This is a genomic window from Polynucleobacter sp. Adler-ghost (assembly GCF_018688495.1).
Classification (GTDB): domain Bacteria; phylum Pseudomonadota; class Gammaproteobacteria; order Burkholderiales; family Burkholderiaceae; genus Polynucleobacter.
In genome coordinates, this window is sequence record NZ_CP061320.1 from 1038910 (window position 1) to 1059177 (window position 20268).

The following is a 20268-nucleotide window of genomic DNA, read 5'->3' on the forward strand; positions in this document are numbered from 1 at the left end:
GATTACTGTGGCTTTGATTGAGTGGAAGAATTGCGTTTACGTTGAAATTGATCAACCGCGCTTTCATGCTCTTTATAGGTTTTGGAGAAATGGCTAGTGCCATCGCCTCGCGCTACAAAATACACTGCATCACTTTTTGCCGGATGCACCACAGCGAGGAGCGACTCCTTGCTCGGCATAGCTATCGGCGTTGGTGGTAAACCCTTGTACATATAAGTATTGTAGGGACTGTCCTTGCGCAAATCCGCTTTTCGAAGATTGCCATCAAATTTGGGGCCAATTCCATAAATTACGGTTGGATCAGTCTGTAAGGGCATATTCAAATTGAGGCGATTCAAGAAAACTGCTGAGATTAGCGACCTATCGCTAGAGCGACCCGTCTCTTTTTCCACAATGGAAGCCAATGTGAGCAAGTCGTAGGGCGTTTTTAAGGGTGAAGCTGCGTCCTTCTGCTCCCAAGCAGCCATTAGCTGCTTCTGCATGGCCTGTGAAGCTCTTCGATAAATTGAAGTATCTGAATCATCGGGATCAAAAATATAGGTATCTGGATAAAAGAGTCCTTCATCACCTGGATAAGTAAGTCCGATAGTCTGTAGCAGCTCCTTGGAGCTCATACCCTTAGTTTGATGAATGAGCGCTGGATGTTTATCAATTAGGCTTCTAAGTTGCCAGATGGTCATGCCGGGAATAATGGCTACACTCTCTCGAACTCGGTCGCCGCGGGCTATTTGCAACAAGATATTTCCCAAGCTAGCGCGGGGAGCCAATAGATAGGTTCCCGGCTTTAACTTAGAGCTAACAAAAAGTGCTCTTGCTGCCACTTGAAAAGTAACTACATTTGTAGATACGCCCTGCTCTGACAATTGACCTGCAATCGCAGATAGGCCAGATTGGGGGTTTATCTTGACCTTATAGGCAGAGACCTTCTCAACATTGGATGTAGCAGGCACAACTGGCCATAAAAAGATGGCTCCGTACAAGATAAGCAGCAGGGAAATAATGATGAGGGCATAGGATTTCCATCCACCGCCTATTGGGGGTTTAATAAAAAGGCTTCTCTGAAATTTTCTGCTCATCAAGCTATGATAAAAGCTCATGACCCCAACTCCAAAAAACAACACAATGCCCGCCCCTAGCCTGAACCATGGATTTACCCCTCTAAGCCATTGGGGCTTGATATTGGTCGAGGGGCCTGATGCCGCAGCCTTACTACAAAGTCAATTAAGCAACTCCGTACTTGGCCTCAAGCGCACCATGTTGGGTGATGTTGCACAAGGCTCCGATTCTGTTCGATTGGTTGGCTATTGCAGCCCCAAAGGACGTCTACTAGCCAGTGCTTGGCTTGGCTTGTTTCCAGAAACAGCTGATTCAGATGACCGTTTTGCCCTGTTTGTTTCAAAAGATATTGCAGCTAGTACTGCAAAGCGATTGTCGATGTACGTACTACGCTCAAAAGTTAAAGTAGTCGATGCTTCGGATGAATGGGAAGTATTTGGTGCTTATCAAAACGCGGATACTAGCCAATCAACCAGTCCACCTAAAAAGTCTCTCGCCTTGCGCATGCCTGATGTACTAGCTCATGGTCAATCTTTTCAGCGCACCCTGGTTGCCCAGAAAAAGGTGGGGCAAACACCGTCGTCAATAGATCAGACCTCACTAGATCAGTGGAATTCTTTAGAGGTATTGAGCGCCATCCCCAGAATTGTCTTGGCAACACAGGAGCAATTTGTTCCGCAGATGATTAACTTTGAATCCGTTGCTGGCGTAGATTTCAAAAAAGGTTGCTATCCAGGTCAAGAAATTGTTGCTCGAAGCCAGTACCGTGGCGCAGTAAAACGTAGGCTCCAACTCGCGCACATCGATATCAGCGTAACTGCATTGGAACTAGCAAAACCAGGCGTGGAATTATTTCAAGCAGACGATGCTAGCCAGCCATGCGGCATGGTGGTGCTGGGCGCCAGAAATGCAGCAGATTCAACTCGCATTGATCTTCAGGTGGAATGTAAGCTAGAGGCCCTTGAAATTGGAGTGATTCATCTTGGTACAAGCGATGGACCGGCCTTAATGTTGGATTCTCTGCCCTACCCTTTATTAGAAATTTAATCTCACTCTGACCCCACTCATACTCTTATGTGCTTGATTCTCTTTGCCTGGAAATCCCATCCAGACTACCCTTTGGTAGTTGCGGCAAACCGTGATGAATTTTATGAGCGCGATACTGATGCTATGGGGTGGTGGTCTGAACACCCTCATGTATTGGCCGGTAAAGACCGAGCAGATGTATTGGGTAGTCCCGGAACTTGGCTGGGCTTCACAAAGACCGGACGCTTTGCCGCATTGACAAATGTCAGAGCGCCCAGCGAAAAAAATCCTGATGCAAGAACTCGTGGTGAGCTCAGTCTTCACTATCTTACGGGCAACCACAAGCCGCATGCTTACATACAAGAAAATGCAAAACGGTTTGAGCTATACAACGGATTTAATCTATTAATGGCTGATCTCAGCGATCCAGATAACGCAGAAATGCATTGGGTAAGTAATCGCCTTATGATGGGTCAAAGTATTCGTCCAAGAAAAGTATTTCCTGAGCAAGCACTGAGTCCTGGAGTTTATGGCCTATCGAATGCCATGCTGGATACACCATGGCCTAAAGTAAATCACCGGGTAGCAGCATTCGCTCAAACATTAGCAATGGATAGTGGACAACTCAAAAACGCGGATCACTATTTGCGTATATTGGCAGATACTCACGAAGCAAGCCCACAAGAACTTCCAAATACAGGTATTAATCCTGATTGGGAAAAGGCTTTATCTGCCGCATTTATTAAGACCCCAAGCTATGGCACACGTTCAAGCACCATTTTGCGCGTTCGTAAGGATGGTCAGTTTGAAATGGTGGAGAGACGATTTGATGCCAATGGCACCGTGGGTCATGATGTTGTTACTGGTGAACTTACTGCTGCTCCGGGATCCAACCTTTCGGTGTAGGCGAGCAATTAGCGTGAATTATTTCTGCTGACGAGAGTCCTCATTAATAACCCGTTCGCCATTCGCATTTTTGCTTGCCAGTCGCTTTATAAACTGAAACGTACCTGTTGACATGCAACAGATCTCACCTTGATCGTTAAAGAGCTTGGCCTCGCAAAAAGCCATCGTTGCGGTACGACGCACGGTATCGGCTTTGACACGCAAGATGCCGTTAGCAGCCTGCATGAAGTTATTTTTCATCTCAACAGTAACAACGCTGCGATCGCTAGGATCACTTGAGCGTGCAGCTACGGCCATGGCCACATCCATTAGAGTAAGCAAAACACCGCCATGGGCCACATCCCAAGTATTGGTATGTTCGGGCTTGAGGGCTAGGAGTATTTCGCCCTTACCCATTTCGGCAGTAATTAGCCTCACCCCTAAAAGCTTCAAAAAAGGAACATTAAGCTCTTCACCTAGGTTGGCAAGTTGAGTTTCTGCATTTAGTTGTACTTTATTTGTCATAGGGTCATTCTAGAGGCTTCTGCGACGCTTGTGAATTACCCATAGAATACAAAATATGCCTTTTACTCTCCGCGGCGATGATGTATGCCAGCCAACTCCACCTACACCGATATCTAAACCCTATTGGGTTGCATTTTCACCCTCCGCTGCCAAGCTCATTGGCCTCGAGCTCGGAGACGGTGACTTACCCAAAGATCCTGATTGGCTTGAAGTTTTAGCTGGAAATCAATTGAATGTGGGTGAACTCACATTTTCTAACCCGATTTCTACTGCCTATAGCGGCCATCAATTTGGATCCTGGGCAGGACAACTGGGGGATGGTCGTGCCATCCTGCTGGGCGATATGAATCAGCTTGAGCTCCAACTGAAAGGGGCTGGTAAGACGCACTACTCCAGAATGGGTGATGGCAGAGCTGTCTTAAGATCATCCATACGCGAGTTCCTTTGTAGCGAAGCAATGCATGCCTTGGGCATCCCTAGTAGCAGGGCCCTTTCGGTAGTTGGGTCTAAGCAACGAGTTATCAGAGAAACGTTAGAGACCGCAGCAGTATGTTCGCGCATTGCCCCAAGCTTTATTCGCATTGGCCATTTTGAGCACTTTGCCTCACTTCAGAATGTGGTCCGCCTTAAAGAGTTGGCAGATTTACTGATGAGCCAATTCTATCCGGAGTGCCTCAATACAAAAGAGCCCTATTTAGGTTTATTTAAAGAGATCAGCGCTCGCAATGCGAAATTAGTCACTAAGTGGCAATCGGTCGGATTTTGTCATGGCGTCTTAAATAGTGACAACATCAGCGCCCTTGGTCTGACTATTGACTATGGACCATTTGGATTTCTAGATCAATTTGAAATAGATCACATTTGCAACCATAGCGATCATGGCGGCCGATATGCCTATCATCGTCAGCCACAAATCATGCATTGGAATATGGCCTGCCTCGCTAGCGCTATGCTTCCTCTGCTTGAGCTGGGGCATTCAACGGAAGAATCCCAAACTCTTTTACGTTCCGCGTTAGAAGAGTTCCCGGTGACTTATGCAGATGAATGGCAGCGCATATTCCGCTCTAAATTAGGTCTGCAATTAGAGCATGATGATGATATTGAGCTTATTGAGCGCCTCTTACAAGCGATGCATGATTCAAAAGTAGACTTCACCACATTTTTCCGTCAGCTCAGCAATATCCAAAAAGATTCTAAGCCATCGGATATTGCACAAAGAGATGAATTCCTCGATCGTGAAAGTATTGATCAATGGTTTGCCGACTATCTCCATAGACTTCAAGCAGAAGTTTTCAGTGACAAGGCCAGAAAGGAAATGATGGATCAGATCAACCCTAAATATATTCTCAGAAATCACCTCGCTCAAGTTGCAATTGAAAAGGCTCAGCAAGATGATTTTTCTGAAATCGAACGATTACAGCTCATACTCAGCAAACCGTTTGATGAGCAGGAGCCATTTGAGGCTTACGCAAAACCGCCACCCGTCGACATGCAACGTATAGAAGTCAGCTGCTCCTCATAACCTACTACCTTCCAGCCATGAACAAGAAAACAGACCAAGAATACAAAAAATCACTGAGCGATATTCAATATCGAGTCACCCGAGAGGCTGCGACAGAAAGACCGTTTTCGGGGGAATTCTGGGATCACTGGGCGGTCGGTCAATATCGCTGCATTTGCTGTGATACACCGTTATTTGAATCCACAACGAAGTTTGATGCTGGTTGTGGGTGGCCCAGCTACAACGCACCAGAAAACAATGAGGTCATTACTGAAATTCGAGATGTCAGTCATGGAATGATTCGTACTGAGGTACGCTGCACCAAATGTGATGCACATTTGGGTCACGTATTTGAAGATGGTCCACAACCTACCGGATTGCGCTACTGCATCAATTCAGCGTCTTTGGCGTTTGAACCCTCCGAGAATGCCGCGCCAAGTAAAGCGGAATAATTTATAAATAGCTGGATAATCAAGCCCATGAAATTTCTATTCGACTTATTTCCGATCATCCTCTTTTTTATCGCCTTTAAATTCGGTGATATTTACACTGCAACTATCGTAGCGATGGTTGCTACTATTGGCCAAATACTTTGGGTGTATTACCGACATCGTAAGATTGATGCTATGCAGTGGGTTAGCCTTGTAATGATTCTGGTATTTGGAAGCCTAACTATTTTTTTGCACGATAAGACTTTTATTCAACTTAAGCCAACTGCGCTTTACTGGTTATTTGCAGGCGCCCTGTTCATTAGCGCTCAATTTTTTCAAAAGAACTGGATTCAAGTTTTAATGGGAAAACAAATTACCCTGAAAGAGCACAATTCAAAATCAGTTTGGCATCAAGTGAATATGGCCTGGGCAACCTTCTTCTTTTTTATGGGCGCACTCAATCTCTATATTGCATTTGAGTACTCCGAGGAAACCTGGGTCAACTTTAAGCTTTTTGGTAGCACGGGATTACTGGTGGTATTTGTGATTCTTCAAGGCGTTTGGCTCACCCGCCATATGGAGCATCCTGCAGAATGAATATCAATCAGGAGCGAATTAGCCGATTTGAATCTGACCTCAGGTTAGCGTTTCAGGTAAGCCATTTACATATTGAGGATGAAAGCCATCTTCATGCAGGTCATGCGGGTGCCGCTTCTGGTGGCGGCCACTTTAAACTGACTATCGTAGCTCCAGAATTTGAGGGGATGACCAAGGTGGCTCGTCATAGGGCCATCTATAGCGCTTTAAATAGTCACTTTCCTGAGGCCATTCATGCTCTGACTATCTTGGCATACACACCTAGCGAAAGCACCCATTAAGCGCAGATTGCTTTAACATTCTCATTTACCTATATTTAAATTTCTCACCCATGTTCAACACACGCCAAATTTTGACCATCAGCGCCTGTAGTGCTGCGCTTTTTTCAACAGCCATTTATGCCCAAAATGCTGCCATTGTGAATGGCAAGGCAATACCAAAGGCACAACTGGATAAATTAGTTCAAAAATCGAACCAACCAGATAATCCGCAAGTACGAGATCAGGCAAGAGAAATGCTCGTTACTCGAGAACTCATCTTGCAGGAGGCTAATAACCGGGGCATCACACAAAAAGAATCCGTTCGAGAACAACTGGAACAGTCCAAGATGGGTGTGCTAATTGCAGCCGTATTCGAGGACTTCGTAGAAAGAGAAGGCGTCACTGAAGCCGAGTTAAAAGCTGCATACGAACAAGTGAAGAGCCAATACACCGGCAAGGAATATCACGTAGAGCATATTTTGGTTGAAAAAGAGGCGGATGCTAAAGCTATAACCGCTCAAATTAAAGCCGGTGGTAATTTTGCACAAATTGCAAAAGAGAAATCCAAAGACCCCGGCTCTGCGCCCAATGGTGGAGATCTTGGCTGGGTAAGCGATAAAGCACTAGTCCCAGAATTCTCCAAGGCGATGGTGCAACTCAAAAAAGGCCAAATCACTGACAAGCCAGTGAAGACTCAATATGGTTGGCATATTATTAAAGTGGATGATGTACGGGATGTTAAGGCGCCAAGCATGGATGAAATCAAAGACCAGCTAAAGCAAATGATTACAGCAGATCAAAATTGGCAAAAAGCGAAGTTCTCTGAGTTGATGCAAAAGCTCCGCGCTAAAGCAAAGATCCAATGAGAATATTGTCTCTCTAACTTATAAACCCAGGCAAACCTCCCTGGGTTTTTTCTTGACCAACGGGAAACCGGATTTACCTTTATATTGGCAGAATGATGATTCTTCACACCATGCTCAGAGTCGGCAATATGACTCGCTCAATCAATTTCTATACCAAAGTATTGGGAATGAATCTACTTCGTAGTACTGAGCGACCCGAGCAAAAATATTCTCTCGCATTTGTAGGTTTCGGCAAAGGCAATATGGACGGCCAATCTGAGATTGAGCTCACTTACAACCATGGTGTTGAGAACTATCAGCTGGGTGATGCCTACGGACACATTGCGATTGGCGTTGCTGACGCCTATGCTGCCTGTGAAAAAATCAAGGCTGCCGGCGGTAATGTCACTCGTGAGTCTGGCCCGGTCATGGGTGGGGATACCATCATCGCCTTTGTCACAGACCCAGATGGTTACAAAATTGAATTAATTCAACGCTAAATTTTCTTTGAACTTAGTTGAAGCAAGGCACCATCCAACTTCGAGTTATTGATAGTCTTTCGCAGATTGCTGAAGATGAGTGGAATGCCTTGTTATGCCCTGAAGCTGGACCATTTCTAAAATACGCATTTCTCAATACATTAGAAGTAAGCGGATGCGTGGGCGGCAATACTGGATGGCAAGTTGCTCACTTGCTCGTTGAGGACTCTGAATCAAGGCTACTTGGTGCAATGCCTCTGTATCTTAAGCAACACTCTTATGGAGAGTTTGTTTTCGACTGGGCCTGGGCTCAAGCATACGAGCAAAACAACATGCCTTACTATCCAAAAGCACTGTCTGCCATTCCCTTCACTCCAGTACGCGGACCTAGATTACTTGTAGCGCAAACTGCTGATCAGAGTGTTATACAGCAAGTCTTAGTCTCTGGCTTAAAGACGCTTGTTGATCAAAATGCACTCTCATCTGCTCATATTCTCTTTCCCGAGAGTAGTGAATTATTAGAGCTAGAGAAACAAGGATTTATGTTGCGCAACTCAGTACAGTTTCATTGGCAAAATATCGGCTACAAGGATTTTGAACAATTTCTGGTAGACCTCACAATGAAACGTCGGAAGAATATTCGGCGAGAGCGTGCATCTGTGGCCATGCATAAAATATCTTATCGCCATATTCCAGGATCAATAGCAACGAGAGAGGATTGGTCATTTTTTTATCGCTGCTATGAAAATACGTATATTGAGCACCGCTCTTCTCCCTACCTAACCGAAGAGTGCATTCAAATGCTTGGAAGGGATATGCCTGAGAATTTTCATCTCATTATTGCCACTCAGGATGAGAGGCCAATTGCATCGTCGTTGCTAGTAGTAGATCGCCCAAACTCAAAAGCATACGGGCGTTATTGGGGTGCAATCGAGCATATCCCCTGCCTTCATTTTGAGTTAGCTTATTACCAGGCAATTGAGTATTGCATACGGGAAGATATTAAGATCTTTGAGGGTGGCGCTCAAGGAGAACACAAGATGGCAAGAGGTTTTTTACCAACCACTCTGCAATCAGCACATTGGATGGCAGATGCTGGTTTTTCCAATGCAGTGAAGCATTTTTTAGAGCGTGAACGTGAAGGTATGACAGCTTATGTTGATGAGCTCGAACAACACATTCCTTTGAAATCGTCTAAAGTACAACCATGACCGAATCTAATAACAACACACCAGAACAAGCAGGAGCAAATTCTTTAGCTGTGGGTGATGATAGTTCTGACTCCCCTTGTATCGGAGTCTGCACAACGCTTTACGATGATGTCTGCCAAGGCTGTGGTCGTACTCTAGGCGAGGTCAGTAATTGGGTCTTCTTTAGCCAAGAAGAAAAAGATTCTGTGTGGAAACGCATTCGTGCCGAAGGCACTGCAATGCGCTTCCAACGTCAAACCAAGTAAGTATTTAGCCAGCTAAAGCTTGGCTTCGTAAATACTCTTCGTAGGTCCCTGAGTAATCAGCAATAGTTCCATCCATCTTCACTTCGAGGATGCGATTAGCTAAGGCCGAGACAAACTCACGATCATGAGATACGAAAATTAAAGTGCCTTCGTATTTTTCAAGAGCAATTTGCAAGCTCTCAATTGACTCCATGTCCATATGGTTAGTAGGCTCATCCATTGCGAGTACGTTGTGCTTTTGCAGCATCAACTTACCCCAAATCATCCGACCCTTTTCACCGCCTGAAAGCACTTTGACAGACTTGCCGATGTCATCACCAGAAAATAAGAGGCGGCCAAGGGTGCCACGAATGACCTGATCATCATCACCAGTATTGCGCCACTCATTCATCCAATCCATGAGCAATTCGTCTTTTGCGAACATCTCGGTATTGTCCTGAGGCATGACGCCGACGTTAGCATTCTCCGCCCACTTCACATCGCCACTATCTGCCGAAATCCCATTAAAGCGTTTGCTAAGGATAGTCTTGAGCAGTGTTGTCTTGCCGGCACCATTCTGACCAATGATGGCGATCTTTTCGCCTGCACGAATACCGATCTTAAAGTTCTTAAAAATCGGGCGATCATATGCTTTGGAGAGCGCATTACACTCAACCGCCATATTGTGTAACTTCTTTTCAGAATCAAAACGAATAAATGGGTTCTGACGTGAAGAAGGCTTTATTTCAACAATCTCAATTTTCTCTAATTGTTTTTGTCGTGAAGTCGCCTGACGCGCCTTTGATGCATTTGCAGAGAATCGAGCTACGAAAGCCGCTAATTCAGCAATCTTTTCCTTAGCCTTATCGTTGGAACTTAACTGTTGAGCGCGAGCCTGAACAGAAGCCAGCATGTAGGAGTCATAGTTGCCCGGATAAACCTTCAGGGTACCGAAGTCCATATCAGCCATATGTGTACATACTTCATTAAGGAAGTGGCGATCATGGGAAATGATGACAATCGTGCTCTTAATTTGGTTCAGAATATCTTCAAGCCAATGAATCGAGTGAATATCCAAGTTATTGGTTGGCTCATCTAAGAGCAAGACATCTGGGTCGGAGAATAAAGCCTGTGCTAAAAGCACACGTAATTTCCAACCGGGTGCTACGTTACTCATTGGGCCATTATGTTGTTCAATCGGAATACCGATTCCCAATAACAACTCCCCCGCTTTAGCTTCAGCCGTGTAACCACCGTACTCTGCATAACTACCCTCGAGTTCAGCAGCCCTCATGTAATCTTCGTCAGTGGCATCGGGATTCGCGTAGATGGCATCACGCTCCGCAGCTGCCTTCCACATTTCTTCGTGACCCATCATCACTACATCAAGCACGCGCTGATCTTCGTAAGCAAATTGATCTTGGCGCAATTTACCCAAGCGAATACCAGGATCGAGACTCACGTTTCCGCTGGTTGGCTCTAGCTCGCCACCCAAAATCTTCATGAAAGTGGATTTTCCGCAACCGTTAGCCCCAATGAGACCATAGCGATTACCGCCGCCAAACTTAACGGAAATGTTTTCAAATAGGGGTTTTGCCCCAAACTGCATAGTGATATTAGATGCGGACAGCACGGATGTATTTTTACTTTCTGATAGGTCAATTCGAGGATGCGGATGCAGGTTTTGCATCAAAGACCATTATTTTAACGGCTTGCGGCTAAAAAAGCCGTAAATTAGACTTTCAGCTTAAACGGCGTGAAATCGGTGTGAATATCGTAATGATCTTGATTTTCCTTACGCTTCAGAAAACCAATCACCCAATAGGTTAAGGGGGTTGCTAGAACCTCCCAGGCAGTCTTCAGGACGTATTGTGAGACCGCAACAGCCAAGACCTCATTTATTGGCCACAGACCGTAAAAGGCCAGCATGTAAAAGAGTGAGGAATCGACCAATTCACCACACGCAGTAGAGCCAATAGTACGCATCCAAAGGTGGCGCCCTTGGGTCAGGATCTTCATTTTGGCCAAGGTATAGCTATTTACGAAACTGCCACAACAAAAAGCGATCATGGAGGCAAGCGCTACTCGCCAAGAATTACCAAATACTGTTTCCATGCCCTGCTGGTAGTTAGCCATATAGGAACCTGGAGCGACAGGCAAAGCAATGACTAGTTGGGCCATGATGGCGGCAAAGGCAAGCGCTGCAAAACCTGCCCAAACAGCCCGACGATCGTATGCATAGCCATAGACCTCAGTCAATATGTCGCCAAAGAAATAGGCGATCGGAAAAAAAAGGATTCCAGCCCCGAATGTGACGTTGCCAAAATAAGGTAAATCTAAAGTAGCAGCCTTGCCAGCGCCAATAAAGTTGGAGCACAGCAGAACCACAACAAAGGCAGCCAATATCAGGTCGTAATAGCGATGGTGACGTCTAGTTGCGTCCATATGTCTAGAAAAATGGATAATAGAATAAAGAATATCCGTATTCTTGAAAATTAACAGGATGCAGATTAAAACCCCCTATAGGATCATTAAGAACCATGAGTAAAGCTAGTTTTAATTGGGCTGACCCCCTACTCCTTGATACGCAACTGACAGAAGATGAGCGTATGGTTCGTGATGCTGCAGCTGAATATGCACAAGGCCGTTTAATGCCCCGTGTACATGATGCTTACCGCAATGAAACTACGGATCCCGCCATCTTTCGCGAAATGGGTGAATTGGGTCTACTCGGCATTACGATCCCCGAGCAGTACGGTGGCGCAAACCTGAATTACGTTTCATATGGCTTAATAGCACGCGAAATTGAGCGTGTCGATTCAGGTTACCGTTCCATGATGAGCGTACAGTCTTCTTTAGTGATGGTGCCAATCAATGAATTTGGTAGTGAAGCACAAAAGCAAAAATACTTACCCAAGTTAGCCACCGGCGAATGGATTGGCTGCTTTGGCTTGACTGAGCCCAACTATGGCTCTGATGCGGGTGGCATGATCACTAGGGCCAAAAAAGTTCCAGGCGGCTTCTCGTTAACTGGTTCTAAGATGTGGATCTCTAATTCCCCCATCGCAGATGTATTTGTTGTTTGGGCTAAAAATGATGAGGGCTTAATTAGAGGCTTTATTTTAGAAAAAGGGATGAAGGGCTTATCGGCGCCCAAGATCAGCGGCAAGATGGGTCTACGTGCCTCTATTACCGGTGAAATCGTGATGGATGAAGTCTTTGTCCCTGCTGAAAATGAATTCCCAGAAATCACCGGCCTCAAGGGTCCTTTTACCTGCTTGAACTCAGCCAGATATGGCATTGCTTGGGGCACGCTTGGAGCTGCTGAGTGGTGTTGGTATGCAGCGCGCCAATACACGATGGATCGCAAGCAATTTGATCGCCCTCTCGCAGCAAATCAGTTGGTGCAAAAGAAGCTCGCAGATATGCAGACCGAAATTACCATGGCGCTACAAGGCTGCTTGCGTTTAGGTCGCATGAAAGATGAAGGCATTGCCGCACCAGAAATCACTTCCATCATGAAGCGTAACTCTTGCGGCAAGTCTTTAGATATAGCTCGTTTAGCAAGAGATATGCATGGCGGTAACGGTATCTCGGATGAGTATGGAGTCGTGCGTCACATGCTCAATCTAGAGGTAGTCAACACATACGAGGGTACGCATGATATTCATGCCCTCATCTTAGGTCGCGCGCAAACTGGAATCCAGGCTTTTAGTTAAAGCCCAAGTTTGGTGATGAGGTCTTTTGCTGTTTTTGCAAAGGCTTCATCACTATCATCCTCAAGCTCTACGAAATGGTTCTCACGATAGCTCGGGAAATTTCGAATAATTGAGGATTGGTACGATGGGTCGTAATGCATCACCAATAACTCCTCGACCAGACCCTCAAAATCGCCCGCATCAATGGCCTCATGCCATTTCGTGATTTGCTCTTTGCCATATCGTGATGTCAGCAAACTCAGCTTTTCTTTGAAGCTTTCGGGGTTGGATAAAAAATGATGATATTCCCGCAGCAACCAAGATACTCGCGTATGAGTGCTAGATCTAAGCTCAATGCACTGGCCATCTCGAATGCGCTCCATCAAGGGGTCGGGAATATGCAATCCTCCTACCTTTTTGCTTTCAGACTCAACAAACACTATCTTAGACGGATCCAGTGAATTCAAAGCATTCCACAGATTAGTCTCAAAGCCTTTTTGCGAAGGTTGCTCTATATTAGGTTCGTTACCCAATACCGATCCTCGATGAATAGCTAAACCTTCAAGGTCTAGTATCTGCTGGCCGAGTAAACCAATTTCCTGAAGAATGCGGGTCTTTCCGCTTCCAGTCATGCCGGCAATTACCTGAAAAGAAAAGTCTTTAGCAGCTTGGTCAAGATCATTGATCACAACACGCCGGAAGCCTTGATAACCACTTTGCAATTGGAGGGCTTTCCAGCCGATACGATTGAGGATATGAGTAAAGGCTCCACTACGTTCGCCACCACGCCAACAGTAAATTAAGGGGCGCCACTCTCTTGGCAAATCAATCAGGGAATTTTCTAAATGATTGGCAATATTGCGTGAAACATAAGCAGCACCTAATTTCTTGGCAACAAAGGGGGACGCCTGTTTATACAAGGTTCCAATCTCAATACGCTCCTCATTACTCAGCACTGGAAAATTGATTGCACCGGGAATGTGATCTAGAGCAAACTCCGCAGGAGTTCTCACATCAATAATGGCATCAAACTCAGGTAAAGAGGATGCTAGCTTGTCAATACTGAGAATATGCGGGTTACTAGGCTGCAAAAAGATATCCTATTGCAGCTTAGAGAGCACGTGATCGGGCCAAGGTATCGATTTACCTGTCTTCAGGTCTACCCAGACCATAGTAGCTCCGCCGACTGCGGCCATAATATCTGGCTCAGTAGTTAAAGCCATCGTAGTGTAAACATCCAAACTCGAGCGCCCAATATTACCAATGTAGGTTTTTAGAGTGAGTTCACCTGGATAGGTAAGTTGTTGATGGAAGTTACAAAAGCCATTCATCATCAACATAGATTCATCACCAGGGGCAACGCTATATCCGAGGGATGTAATCCACTCTACCCTAGCCTGCTCCATATACCGAAAGTACACGGTGTTATTAACATGTCCAAATGCATCCATGTCACCCCAACGAATCGGCATACACATCTGATGAACAAACTTTTTTTCTTCTGGGATCTCAATGCGCATGAATGCTTACTGGGTATTCAATGAGATATCAACGAACTTGCAATGCCATTTGATACAAATTAGTAGAGCGAGCTCCAGAACGACAGAAGGCCAAAATAGGACCTGGCATAGTTTTTAGTAAGCGCGCCATTTCAACCACTTGATCCGGCGTAAAAGCACCAGGAATTACAGGCAAAAAAGCATAGTTCAAACCCAAGGCTTCAGCTTGAGCCTGAATTTGTGCGTTCGTAGGTTGGCTTGGGCCACCCTCAAAATCTGGGCGATTATTGATTACACTTTTGTAACCTTGTTTAACAATCTCAGCTAAGTGGCTTGGGTCAATTTGACCCAAGGTAGCAAATTGATCGGAATGACAGGCAATAGGAAGGCTCATCTAAACCTCAAAAATAATAAGAATTTAAAAACGAATAGCTTAGATTCTAAATCAGACTTACTTTTTATGGCCCGTAAAGAAGCGGTTGCAGATAGCCATACCAGCCAACATTGCTAATATAAAGACGAGAGCCTTGAGGTGACCAGCCCCAAGAGCAACAATTGCAGGACCTGGGCAAAAGCCAGCAATACCCCAACCCGCTCCAAAAATGAGGCTGCCTATGACGAGAGGCCTCGAAATATCTCTACGGGTGGGAATATGAAGTGCGCCACCAAAAAAAGCTTCAGTGCGCTTGGAGACCAAATAAAAACCGGCAAGGCCCACCAAAATTGCACCACCCATTACAAAGATTAAGGATGGGTCCCAGTTACCGGTGAGATCAAGAAAATTCAGAATCTTTTGCGGGTTACTCATACCGGAAATAATCAAACCAAATCCGAATAAAACACCAATGAAATATTGGCTAACAAAATTGAAATGTCTTCTCATGACTTACAGACCCAGTACATGACGAATAACAAAGACTATTAAAAATCCAGCGCTCATAAAAGAGAGAGTAGCAACTAAAGATCTTGGCGAAAGACGGGATAAGCCGCAAACACCATGACCGCTGGTACAACCAGAGCCATAGTTCGCACCAAAGCCCACCAGTACACCGGCAAGAATGAGAGCGAACCAATCGGCATCAATTACAGTGATTGTGTGAATATCAAAAAAGATGCTGGTCAAGAATGGCGCGCTCAATAATCCCAAAATAAGACTTAAGCGCCAATCAATATCACCCTCTTTAGGCGATAGCAGTCCTGAAACAATTCCACTGATACCTAAGATACGACCATGGAGGATGACGTATAAGGCTGCAGCAGCGCCAAGCAAAATTCCACCAAAAAACGCGGGACCAGGAGTAAAAGCAAGCCAATCGATCTGCATATGATCTCGCCTAATTTATGAGTTAACTGCAGGGATTAGGTGCATTGCGAGTTTCTAAATATAAAAGGGCTAGGTAGGCACCGAAGATAAATCCTGGTAAGGCAAGTAGCGATCCAATTGCCAATGTGGAGATACCACTTAAGCCTTGGCCGACAGTACAGCCAAGTGCAGTAACCCCGCCAAATCCCATCAAGGTCGCACCAAGCAAATGGTTAGCCGTATCTTCAGTATCGCGAAAGCTCTCCCACCGGAATGACTTGGTAAAAATAGAAACACATGCGGAGCCGGAGATCATTCCAATGACAGCAGCAATACCAACAGTAAGCACCTTAGAAGTGTCGCTGTACATCATCAACCAATCCAGAAAAAAGGCGTAAGGCGCTACAAACGAGAGGCTTTCCATTCGACCAGAGTTAGTCACCAAGAAAACTTCTTCTAGGGTATTAGGATCCTCAGCAACAAAGCCCAAGTTACCTGAAATCCACCACACAGCACAAATAGCAAGGCCAACAAAGGTTCCGGCAAATAGATTTTCAGCGGTCCAAAAAGTTTTGCTCGCAAGTGCATAAGCAATAAAGGCAAATCCCACTATTAAACCCAAAGCAAGATGTAAGTTGCTGCGAGCAATTCCAGTAATTGGAGCCAAGATACTTGGCAAATCTTGCGAGGTATTGAGAGCGATAAACACAGAATCCAAGGTGTTAACCCGAATCACACCCAAAAAGCCCTTCATCGTCATGTAGGCCGAAAGTCCGAGGACGAGAAACACAATAACGGATTTCAGATTGCCCCCGCCTATGCGGACAAGAGTCTTGCTTCCGCAACCAGAGGAAAGCACCATGCCAAAACCAAATAATGTGCTGCCTACTATTGCTGATAACCATAAAAACTTATTGCTAGTGTAGATACTTTTAAGGGGGTCAATGAGCCCCAAGTAAGACATCAAAGCAAACCCGACAATGGCAACACCGATGGCCAGAAACCATTGCTTCAAACGACCCCAGCTAGACATAATAAAAATATCAGAGACTGCACCCATGCTACAAAAACCTGTTTTTTGCATCACTGCGCCAAGCAAAAAGGTCACTGCAAAGGTGGCAAGTAAAACTGATTTACTAAGAGAGGAAATATCTACTGCATCCATAATAAAAATCTTTACTGAAATTATTTAAATTTATAAAACTGTTTATTGAGAAAGGCTGTTACGTCAGCCTCATCCTCAGGAAAAAGATCAAGACGTAATTCTGTATTGCACATTGAAACCATGGTCTTTAAGTTCTGAAGGCTTTTAACCTTGCTATCACTGCGGGTGTAGATCATGTCACCATTGCCAAAGCCAGATTTTTTTGCATGGCAGGCGTAGCATTTCTGCTGATCAATTTTTTTGCCATTCGCAAGATCCGCTGTAGCGTAGACGGCTACATTCAGGCCAAACATTGCCGCGAAGGTAAATCCAAGCTTAATTAGCAGTAATTTCATTTGAAATCAGTCATTTAGCGAAGTAAACCGCTATTTTAAAGCCAGATGGCAAATTTGCCTTATTCCGCCTGAATTGATAGGTAAACGTTATAGGCATTCATGCGGTTGGCCGCCCTAAACAAGGGCATTCCTTCATATTCTGACCAATCCGTTTGTTGATAGGCCTCATCAAAAGGATCCATATCCATTGCCGACTTTGCCATTGATTGACGTAAATACCTCAAATACTCCCTGGTGAAACGGATATCTTGACTGGGATTAATGGAGTGGGCGCCATGGCCGGGAATCACGATACTAGGGCTAAGTGATTCAATCTCATTCAAGGCTTGCAACCAGCCTTTGCTATCGGCATTACCAACAAAGGGTATGCGACCCCGAAAAACCAAGTCACCTGCAAAAAGGACTTTTTCAGATGGCACATAAATAATTAAGTCCTCAGGCGCATGTGCAGGACCTACTCTAGCGATCTTAAATTCCACACCACCGACAGTCAGCGTGAAACTCTGATCAATCCAGACATCTGCTGATATTAAGTTGGTAGATGCATTTATCCAGGGGGCAAAGTCGGTTCGTGATGCGATCAGGCGCTGTTTAGCAGTTTCAGAAGAGATATAGTTTCTGCCCTCTCCTTGCGCATAAATCTTTGCCCCGATATGCTTGAATTCTTGGAGTCCATAAACGTGGTCTGCATGGTAGTGCGTTACGATGACAGCGACTACTTTTTGAGTTGTCAGCTTTTTAATTTCCGCTATGAGTTTCTTGGCAAGCGTTGGTGAACCCAAGGCGTCAACCACCACCACCCCTTTTGGTGTAATCACAAAGCCTGCATTAGAAATAAAGTTTTGATTTTTACTGCTACCCATTTCCGGCAAACCTTGGACGAAATAGGTATTTGGCGCTACTTGAATAGGCTTTAGGATTAAATCATCAGAAGCATAAACAGTGGATATTGATATCAGCAGCCAGATCACGCCAAATGAAAGTACACGAAGTACATTTGAGCGCAACTCTAGATGCAGCAACTGCATAGCTTAAGGCTTTATGTAAGCGAAATGATTTTGATACTGAAGATCGGCAACTCGAACCACTCCCGATGGGGTGAAGTCTGTATCTAGAATAAATTGATCTTTCTTCAGATTACGATTCTTTAAGGTAATCTCGCAGACCTCAAAACGGACGCCGCGTGACTTCAATGCGCCAACTAGAGGTGCGTATTCGATTCCATTCTTCTTATCTTTTGCACCTTCCATCATGATATCGACACCATTAGCATGAGTAACAACAATGATTTTGGTCTGCGGGGATACATCCAAATGATTCCGTATATTACGTAAACCTTTAATGCCCTGAGACTCAGCATCATCAATGTGATAAACCACTTCTGTGGGCCCTGCAGCATAAGCTCCGCTAGCACACAGGGTAAACGTTACTGCTAGGCACTGAAGTAATTTTTTCATCGTTTATCTCGAGTTAAAAGTATTAGAGCGATACCATTCCAGGATTATTTTTTAGACCCTTAATGATCGGTTCATTAAGCTTCACAGCCTTTACCACCTTCACGTCGCGCAAATGGCGTTCCATCACATCCCAAATTGCTTCGCCACCAGCGTTCTTAGCATCTTCGCTAACCGGCGCCCAACCGGCAACCTTGTATGTCTTACTAGGATCAATGTCCTTGCCATTTAAACGCATATCACTAATCCGCTTACCAGCAGATGCTGACGGATCAATGGTGTATTGCATACCACCCACACGTACCATGTCGCCACCCTGTTGGTAATACGGATCGGGGTTAAATAAGTTGTCTGCTACATCTTCCAAAATAGTCTTGATAGTGTCACCGGTCATATTAGTCACAGTGGTGTATGGATAGGTAATAGCAGTTTGGTCCAGCAGGTTTTCGCGAGTGATGGCTTGACCTGGCAATAAGCTTGTACCCCAACGGAAGCCTGGAGAGAAAGCAATCTCCGCATTCTTCTGGGCCATCAGTCCGTCCAAAATTAACTGGTCGAAACTGCCATTGAAATTACCACGGCGATACAAAAGACCATCTGTAGTTGCCAGTTTTTCATTCAACTTCGCTTCATATGGGGCTCGTACTTTAGCGATCAACTTGTTCATCGCAGGATCAGCTGGAATCATGTTCGAGAAGATTGGGAAGAGCTTGTAGCGGAAATCTACCGGCTTACCACCCTTCACATCAAAATCCAGTACACCCAAGAATTTACTATTAGAGCCTGCATTGGTAACTAAAGTTACTCCACCCGAGTTCTTTACCTTGACTGGAATTGGAACCCCATCATGCGTATGACCTCCCATAATCGCATCTAAGCCTGTAACACGAGACGCCATCTTTAAATCAACGTCCATTCCATTATGGGACAGCAACACAACCACTTTTGCGCCTTTAGCCTTTACTTCATTAATAGTCTTCTGAAGATTTTCTTCCTGAATACCAAATGTCCAGTCTGGCGTGAAATAACGTGGGTTAGCAATCGGCGTATATGGGAAAGCCTGACCAATGATGGCCACTTGAATACCATTCTGCACCTTCATCACATATGGATTAAAGACGGAGTCACCAAAGTCTGCCGTCTTAATGTTTTGAGCCAGGAAAGAAACTTTGCCTTTGAAATCCCCGTTCACAATTTCCATGACGCGTTTCTCGCCTAGGGTCATTTCCCAGTGCGGAGTCATCACGTCGACACCCAGGAGCAAGGCAGCATCAACCATATCCTGACCATTAGTCCACAGTGCAGTACCAGATCCCTGCCAAGTATCACCACCATCTAATAACTGCGCACCTGGACGGCTTGCTTTGATTTGTTTAATCAAAGTTGCCATGTGGGCGAAGCCACCCATCTTGCCGTAATTTTGCGCGGCTGCGACGTAATCAAGATAAGTAAAGGCATGCGCATCTCGCGTCCCTGACTTGATACCGTTAGCCTTTAGAAAATATTCGCCGACTAAGTGAGGTGTCTTACCCTCTTGCGCACCAATACCGAGATTGACATTAGGCTCACGGAAATAGATTGGTAGTAGCTGGGCATGGCAATCCGTGAAATGCAAGAAGTGTACATTCCCAAACTTCGGCAAATCATAGAATTTGTGAGCAGTTGTTTGTGCGTTAGCAAAATTAGATTGCAAACTCATGCCACCAGCGGAGGCGATAGCCAATGCCTGCAAAAATTCCCGTCGATTTAAAGACATATTTATTTCCTTAAGAAA

At 45.1% G+C, this 20268-nt stretch carries 25 protein-coding genes; 11 read left to right on the forward strand and 14 right to left on the reverse strand.

Annotation, left to right across the window (positions count from 1 at the left end; genetic code table 11):
* Positions 1-2: 2 nt before the first annotated feature.
* Positions 3-1097, reverse strand: coding sequence for an endolytic transglycosylase MltG (gene mltG, locus ICV89_RS05425; protein ID WP_251370926.1), 1095 nt, complete (start codon positions 1095-1097; stop codon positions 3-5).
* On the opposite strand from mltG, the gene ICV89_RS05430 reads away from it, so the two are divergent.
* Together ICV89_RS05430 and ICV89_RS05435 are read left to right on the forward strand one after the other, a co-directional pair.
* Positions 1096-2103, forward strand: coding sequence for a folate-binding protein YgfZ (locus ICV89_RS05430; protein ID WP_215310240.1), 1008 nt, complete (start codon positions 1096-1098; stop codon positions 2101-2103). The two genes, mltG and ICV89_RS05430, sit on opposite strands and share 2 nt — an antisense overlap.
* Before the next feature lie 27 nt (positions 2104-2130).
* The gene (locus ICV89_RS05435; RefSeq protein ID WP_215310241.1) at positions 2131-2988 is read left to right on the forward strand and encodes an NRDE family protein; all 858 of its coding nucleotides are present in this window, start codon (positions 2131-2133) and stop codon (positions 2986-2988) included.
* An 18-nt stretch (positions 2989-3006) separates the two neighbouring features.
* Here the strand turns inward: ICV89_RS05435 and ICV89_RS05440 are convergent, their stop codons facing one another.
* Positions 3007-3492, reverse strand: coding sequence for a PaaI family thioesterase (locus ICV89_RS05440; protein ID WP_215310242.1), 486 nt, complete (start codon positions 3490-3492; stop codon positions 3007-3009).
* Positions 3493-3547: 55 nt separating this feature from the next.
* Here ICV89_RS05440 and ICV89_RS05445 point away from each other — a divergent pair, with 55 nt between their 5' ends.
* The 8 genes from ICV89_RS05445 (at position 3548) to ICV89_RS05480 (ending at position 9061) form a co-directional block, all read left to right on the forward strand.
* On the forward strand, positions 3548-5014 hold the full coding sequence (locus ICV89_RS05445; RefSeq protein ID WP_215310243.1) for a YdiU family protein: 1467 nt from the start codon (positions 3548-3550) through the stop codon (positions 5012-5014).
* A gap of 17 nt (positions 5015-5031) precedes the next feature.
* Positions 5032-5445: a peptide-methionine (R)-S-oxide reductase MsrB gene (gene msrB / locus ICV89_RS05450; protein ID WP_215310244.1), complete on the forward strand. Its 414-nt coding sequence runs from the start codon at positions 5032-5034 to the stop codon at positions 5443-5445.
* Positions 5446-5472: 27 nt separating this feature from the next.
* Positions 5473-6021 (forward strand): septation protein A, encoded by a 549-nt coding sequence (locus ICV89_RS05455; protein ID WP_215310245.1) that lies wholly within the window; start codon positions 5473-5475, stop codon positions 6019-6021.
* Positions 6018-6302: a BolA family transcriptional regulator gene (locus ICV89_RS05460; protein ID WP_215310246.1), complete on the forward strand. Its 285-nt coding sequence runs from the start codon at positions 6018-6020 to the stop codon at positions 6300-6302. The genes ICV89_RS05455 and ICV89_RS05460 overlap by 4 nt, the downstream gene beginning before the upstream one ends.
* Positions 6303-6352: 50 nt before the next feature.
* Positions 6353-7147, forward strand: coding sequence for a peptidylprolyl isomerase (locus ICV89_RS05465; RefSeq protein WP_215310247.1), 795 nt, complete (start codon positions 6353-6355; stop codon positions 7145-7147).
* Positions 7148-7239: 92 nt separating this feature from the next.
* Positions 7240-7626: a lactoylglutathione lyase gene (gene gloA, locus ICV89_RS05470; RefSeq protein WP_215310248.1), complete on the forward strand. Its 387-nt coding sequence runs from the start codon at positions 7240-7242 to the stop codon at positions 7624-7626.
* Positions 7627-7643: 17 nt separating this feature from the next.
* The gene (locus ICV89_RS05475; protein ID WP_215310249.1) at positions 7644-8816 is read left to right on the forward strand and encodes a GNAT family N-acetyltransferase; all 1173 of its coding nucleotides are present in this window, start codon (positions 7644-7646) and stop codon (positions 8814-8816) included.
* Positions 8813-9061 (forward strand): DUF1289 domain-containing protein, encoded by a 249-nt coding sequence (locus ICV89_RS05480; protein WP_215310250.1) that lies wholly within the window; start codon positions 8813-8815, stop codon positions 9059-9061. Before ICV89_RS05475 ends, ICV89_RS05480 begins: the two co-directional genes overlap by 4 nt.
* A gap of 4 nt (positions 9062-9065) precedes the next feature.
* On the opposite strand, the gene ICV89_RS05485 is transcribed toward ICV89_RS05480, so the two are convergent.
* Both ICV89_RS05485 and ICV89_RS05490 read right to left on the reverse strand, forming a co-directional pair.
* Positions 9066-10673 carry an ABC-F family ATPase gene (locus ICV89_RS05485; protein ID WP_215310338.1) on the reverse strand — a complete coding sequence of 536 codons (1608 nt, stop codon included), beginning with the start codon at positions 10671-10673 and terminating at the stop codon, positions 9066-9068.
* 101 nt (positions 10674-10774) lie between these two features.
* The gene (locus ICV89_RS05490; protein ID WP_215310251.1) at positions 10775-11485 is read right to left on the reverse strand and encodes a queuosine precursor transporter; all 711 of its coding nucleotides are present in this window, start codon (positions 11483-11485) and stop codon (positions 10775-10777) included.
* Positions 11486-11580: 95 nt separating this feature from the next.
* On the opposite strand from ICV89_RS05490, the gene ICV89_RS05495 reads away from it, so the two are divergent.
* On the forward strand, positions 11581-12759 hold the full coding sequence (locus tag ICV89_RS05495) for an acyl-CoA dehydrogenase (protein WP_215310252.1): 1179 nt from the start codon (positions 11581-11583) through the stop codon (positions 12757-12759).
* On the opposite strand, the gene mnmH is transcribed toward ICV89_RS05495, so the two are convergent.
* Genes mnmH through soxB form a run of 10 tightly spaced genes read right to left on the reverse strand, consistent with a single transcriptional unit; the run spans position 12756 to position 20250 of the window.
* The gene (gene mnmH, locus ICV89_RS05500; protein WP_215307194.1) at positions 12756-13829 is read right to left on the reverse strand and encodes a tRNA 2-selenouridine(34) synthase MnmH; all 1074 of its coding nucleotides are present in this window, start codon (positions 13827-13829) and stop codon (positions 12756-12758) included. The genes ICV89_RS05495 and mnmH overlap by 4 nt on opposite strands.
* Before the next feature lie 9 nt (positions 13830-13838).
* The gene (locus tag ICV89_RS05505) at positions 13839-14258 is read right to left on the reverse strand and encodes a thioesterase family protein (RefSeq protein WP_215307196.1); all 420 of its coding nucleotides are present in this window, start codon (positions 14256-14258) and stop codon (positions 13839-13841) included.
* Positions 14259-14286: 28 nt separating this feature from the next.
* Entirely contained in the window at positions 14287-14631 is a 345-nt protein-coding gene (locus ICV89_RS05510; RefSeq protein WP_215307199.1) for a TIGR01244 family sulfur transferase, read from the reverse strand.
* 57 nt (positions 14632-14688) lie between these two features.
* Positions 14689-15120 carry a YeeE/YedE family protein gene (locus tag ICV89_RS05515; RefSeq protein ID WP_215307201.1) on the reverse strand — a complete coding sequence of 144 codons (432 nt, stop codon included), beginning with the start codon at positions 15118-15120 and terminating at the stop codon, positions 14689-14691.
* Positions 15121-15123: 3 nt separating this feature from the next.
* Complete coding sequence (locus ICV89_RS05520) at positions 15124-15561, reverse strand: YeeE/YedE family protein (RefSeq protein ID WP_215307203.1); 438 nt, start codon at positions 15559-15561, stop codon at positions 15124-15126.
* Between the two features lie 22 nt (positions 15562-15583).
* Positions 15584-16705, reverse strand: a complete 1122-nt coding sequence (locus tag ICV89_RS05525) for a YeeE/YedE family protein (RefSeq protein WP_215307205.1) — start codon at positions 16703-16705, stop codon at positions 15584-15586.
* 20 nt (positions 16706-16725) lie between these two features.
* The gene (locus tag ICV89_RS05530) at positions 16726-17040 is read right to left on the reverse strand and encodes a hypothetical protein (protein WP_251370786.1); all 315 of its coding nucleotides are present in this window, start codon (positions 17038-17040) and stop codon (positions 16726-16728) included.
* A 59-nt stretch (positions 17041-17099) separates the two neighbouring features.
* Positions 17100-18068: an MBL fold metallo-hydrolase gene (locus tag ICV89_RS05535; protein WP_215307207.1), complete on the reverse strand. Its 969-nt coding sequence runs from the start codon at positions 18066-18068 to the stop codon at positions 17100-17102.
* 3 nt (positions 18069-18071) lie between these two features.
* Positions 18072-18497: a DsrE family protein gene (locus ICV89_RS05540; RefSeq protein ID WP_215307209.1), complete on the reverse strand. Its 426-nt coding sequence runs from the start codon at positions 18495-18497 to the stop codon at positions 18072-18074.
* Positions 18498-18519: 22 nt separating this feature from the next.
* A complete protein-coding gene (gene soxB / locus ICV89_RS05545) occupies positions 18520-20250 on the reverse strand; it encodes a thiosulfohydrolase SoxB (RefSeq protein WP_215307211.1) in 1731 nt (576 codons plus the stop codon).
* Positions 20251-20268 lie beyond the last annotated feature (18 nt).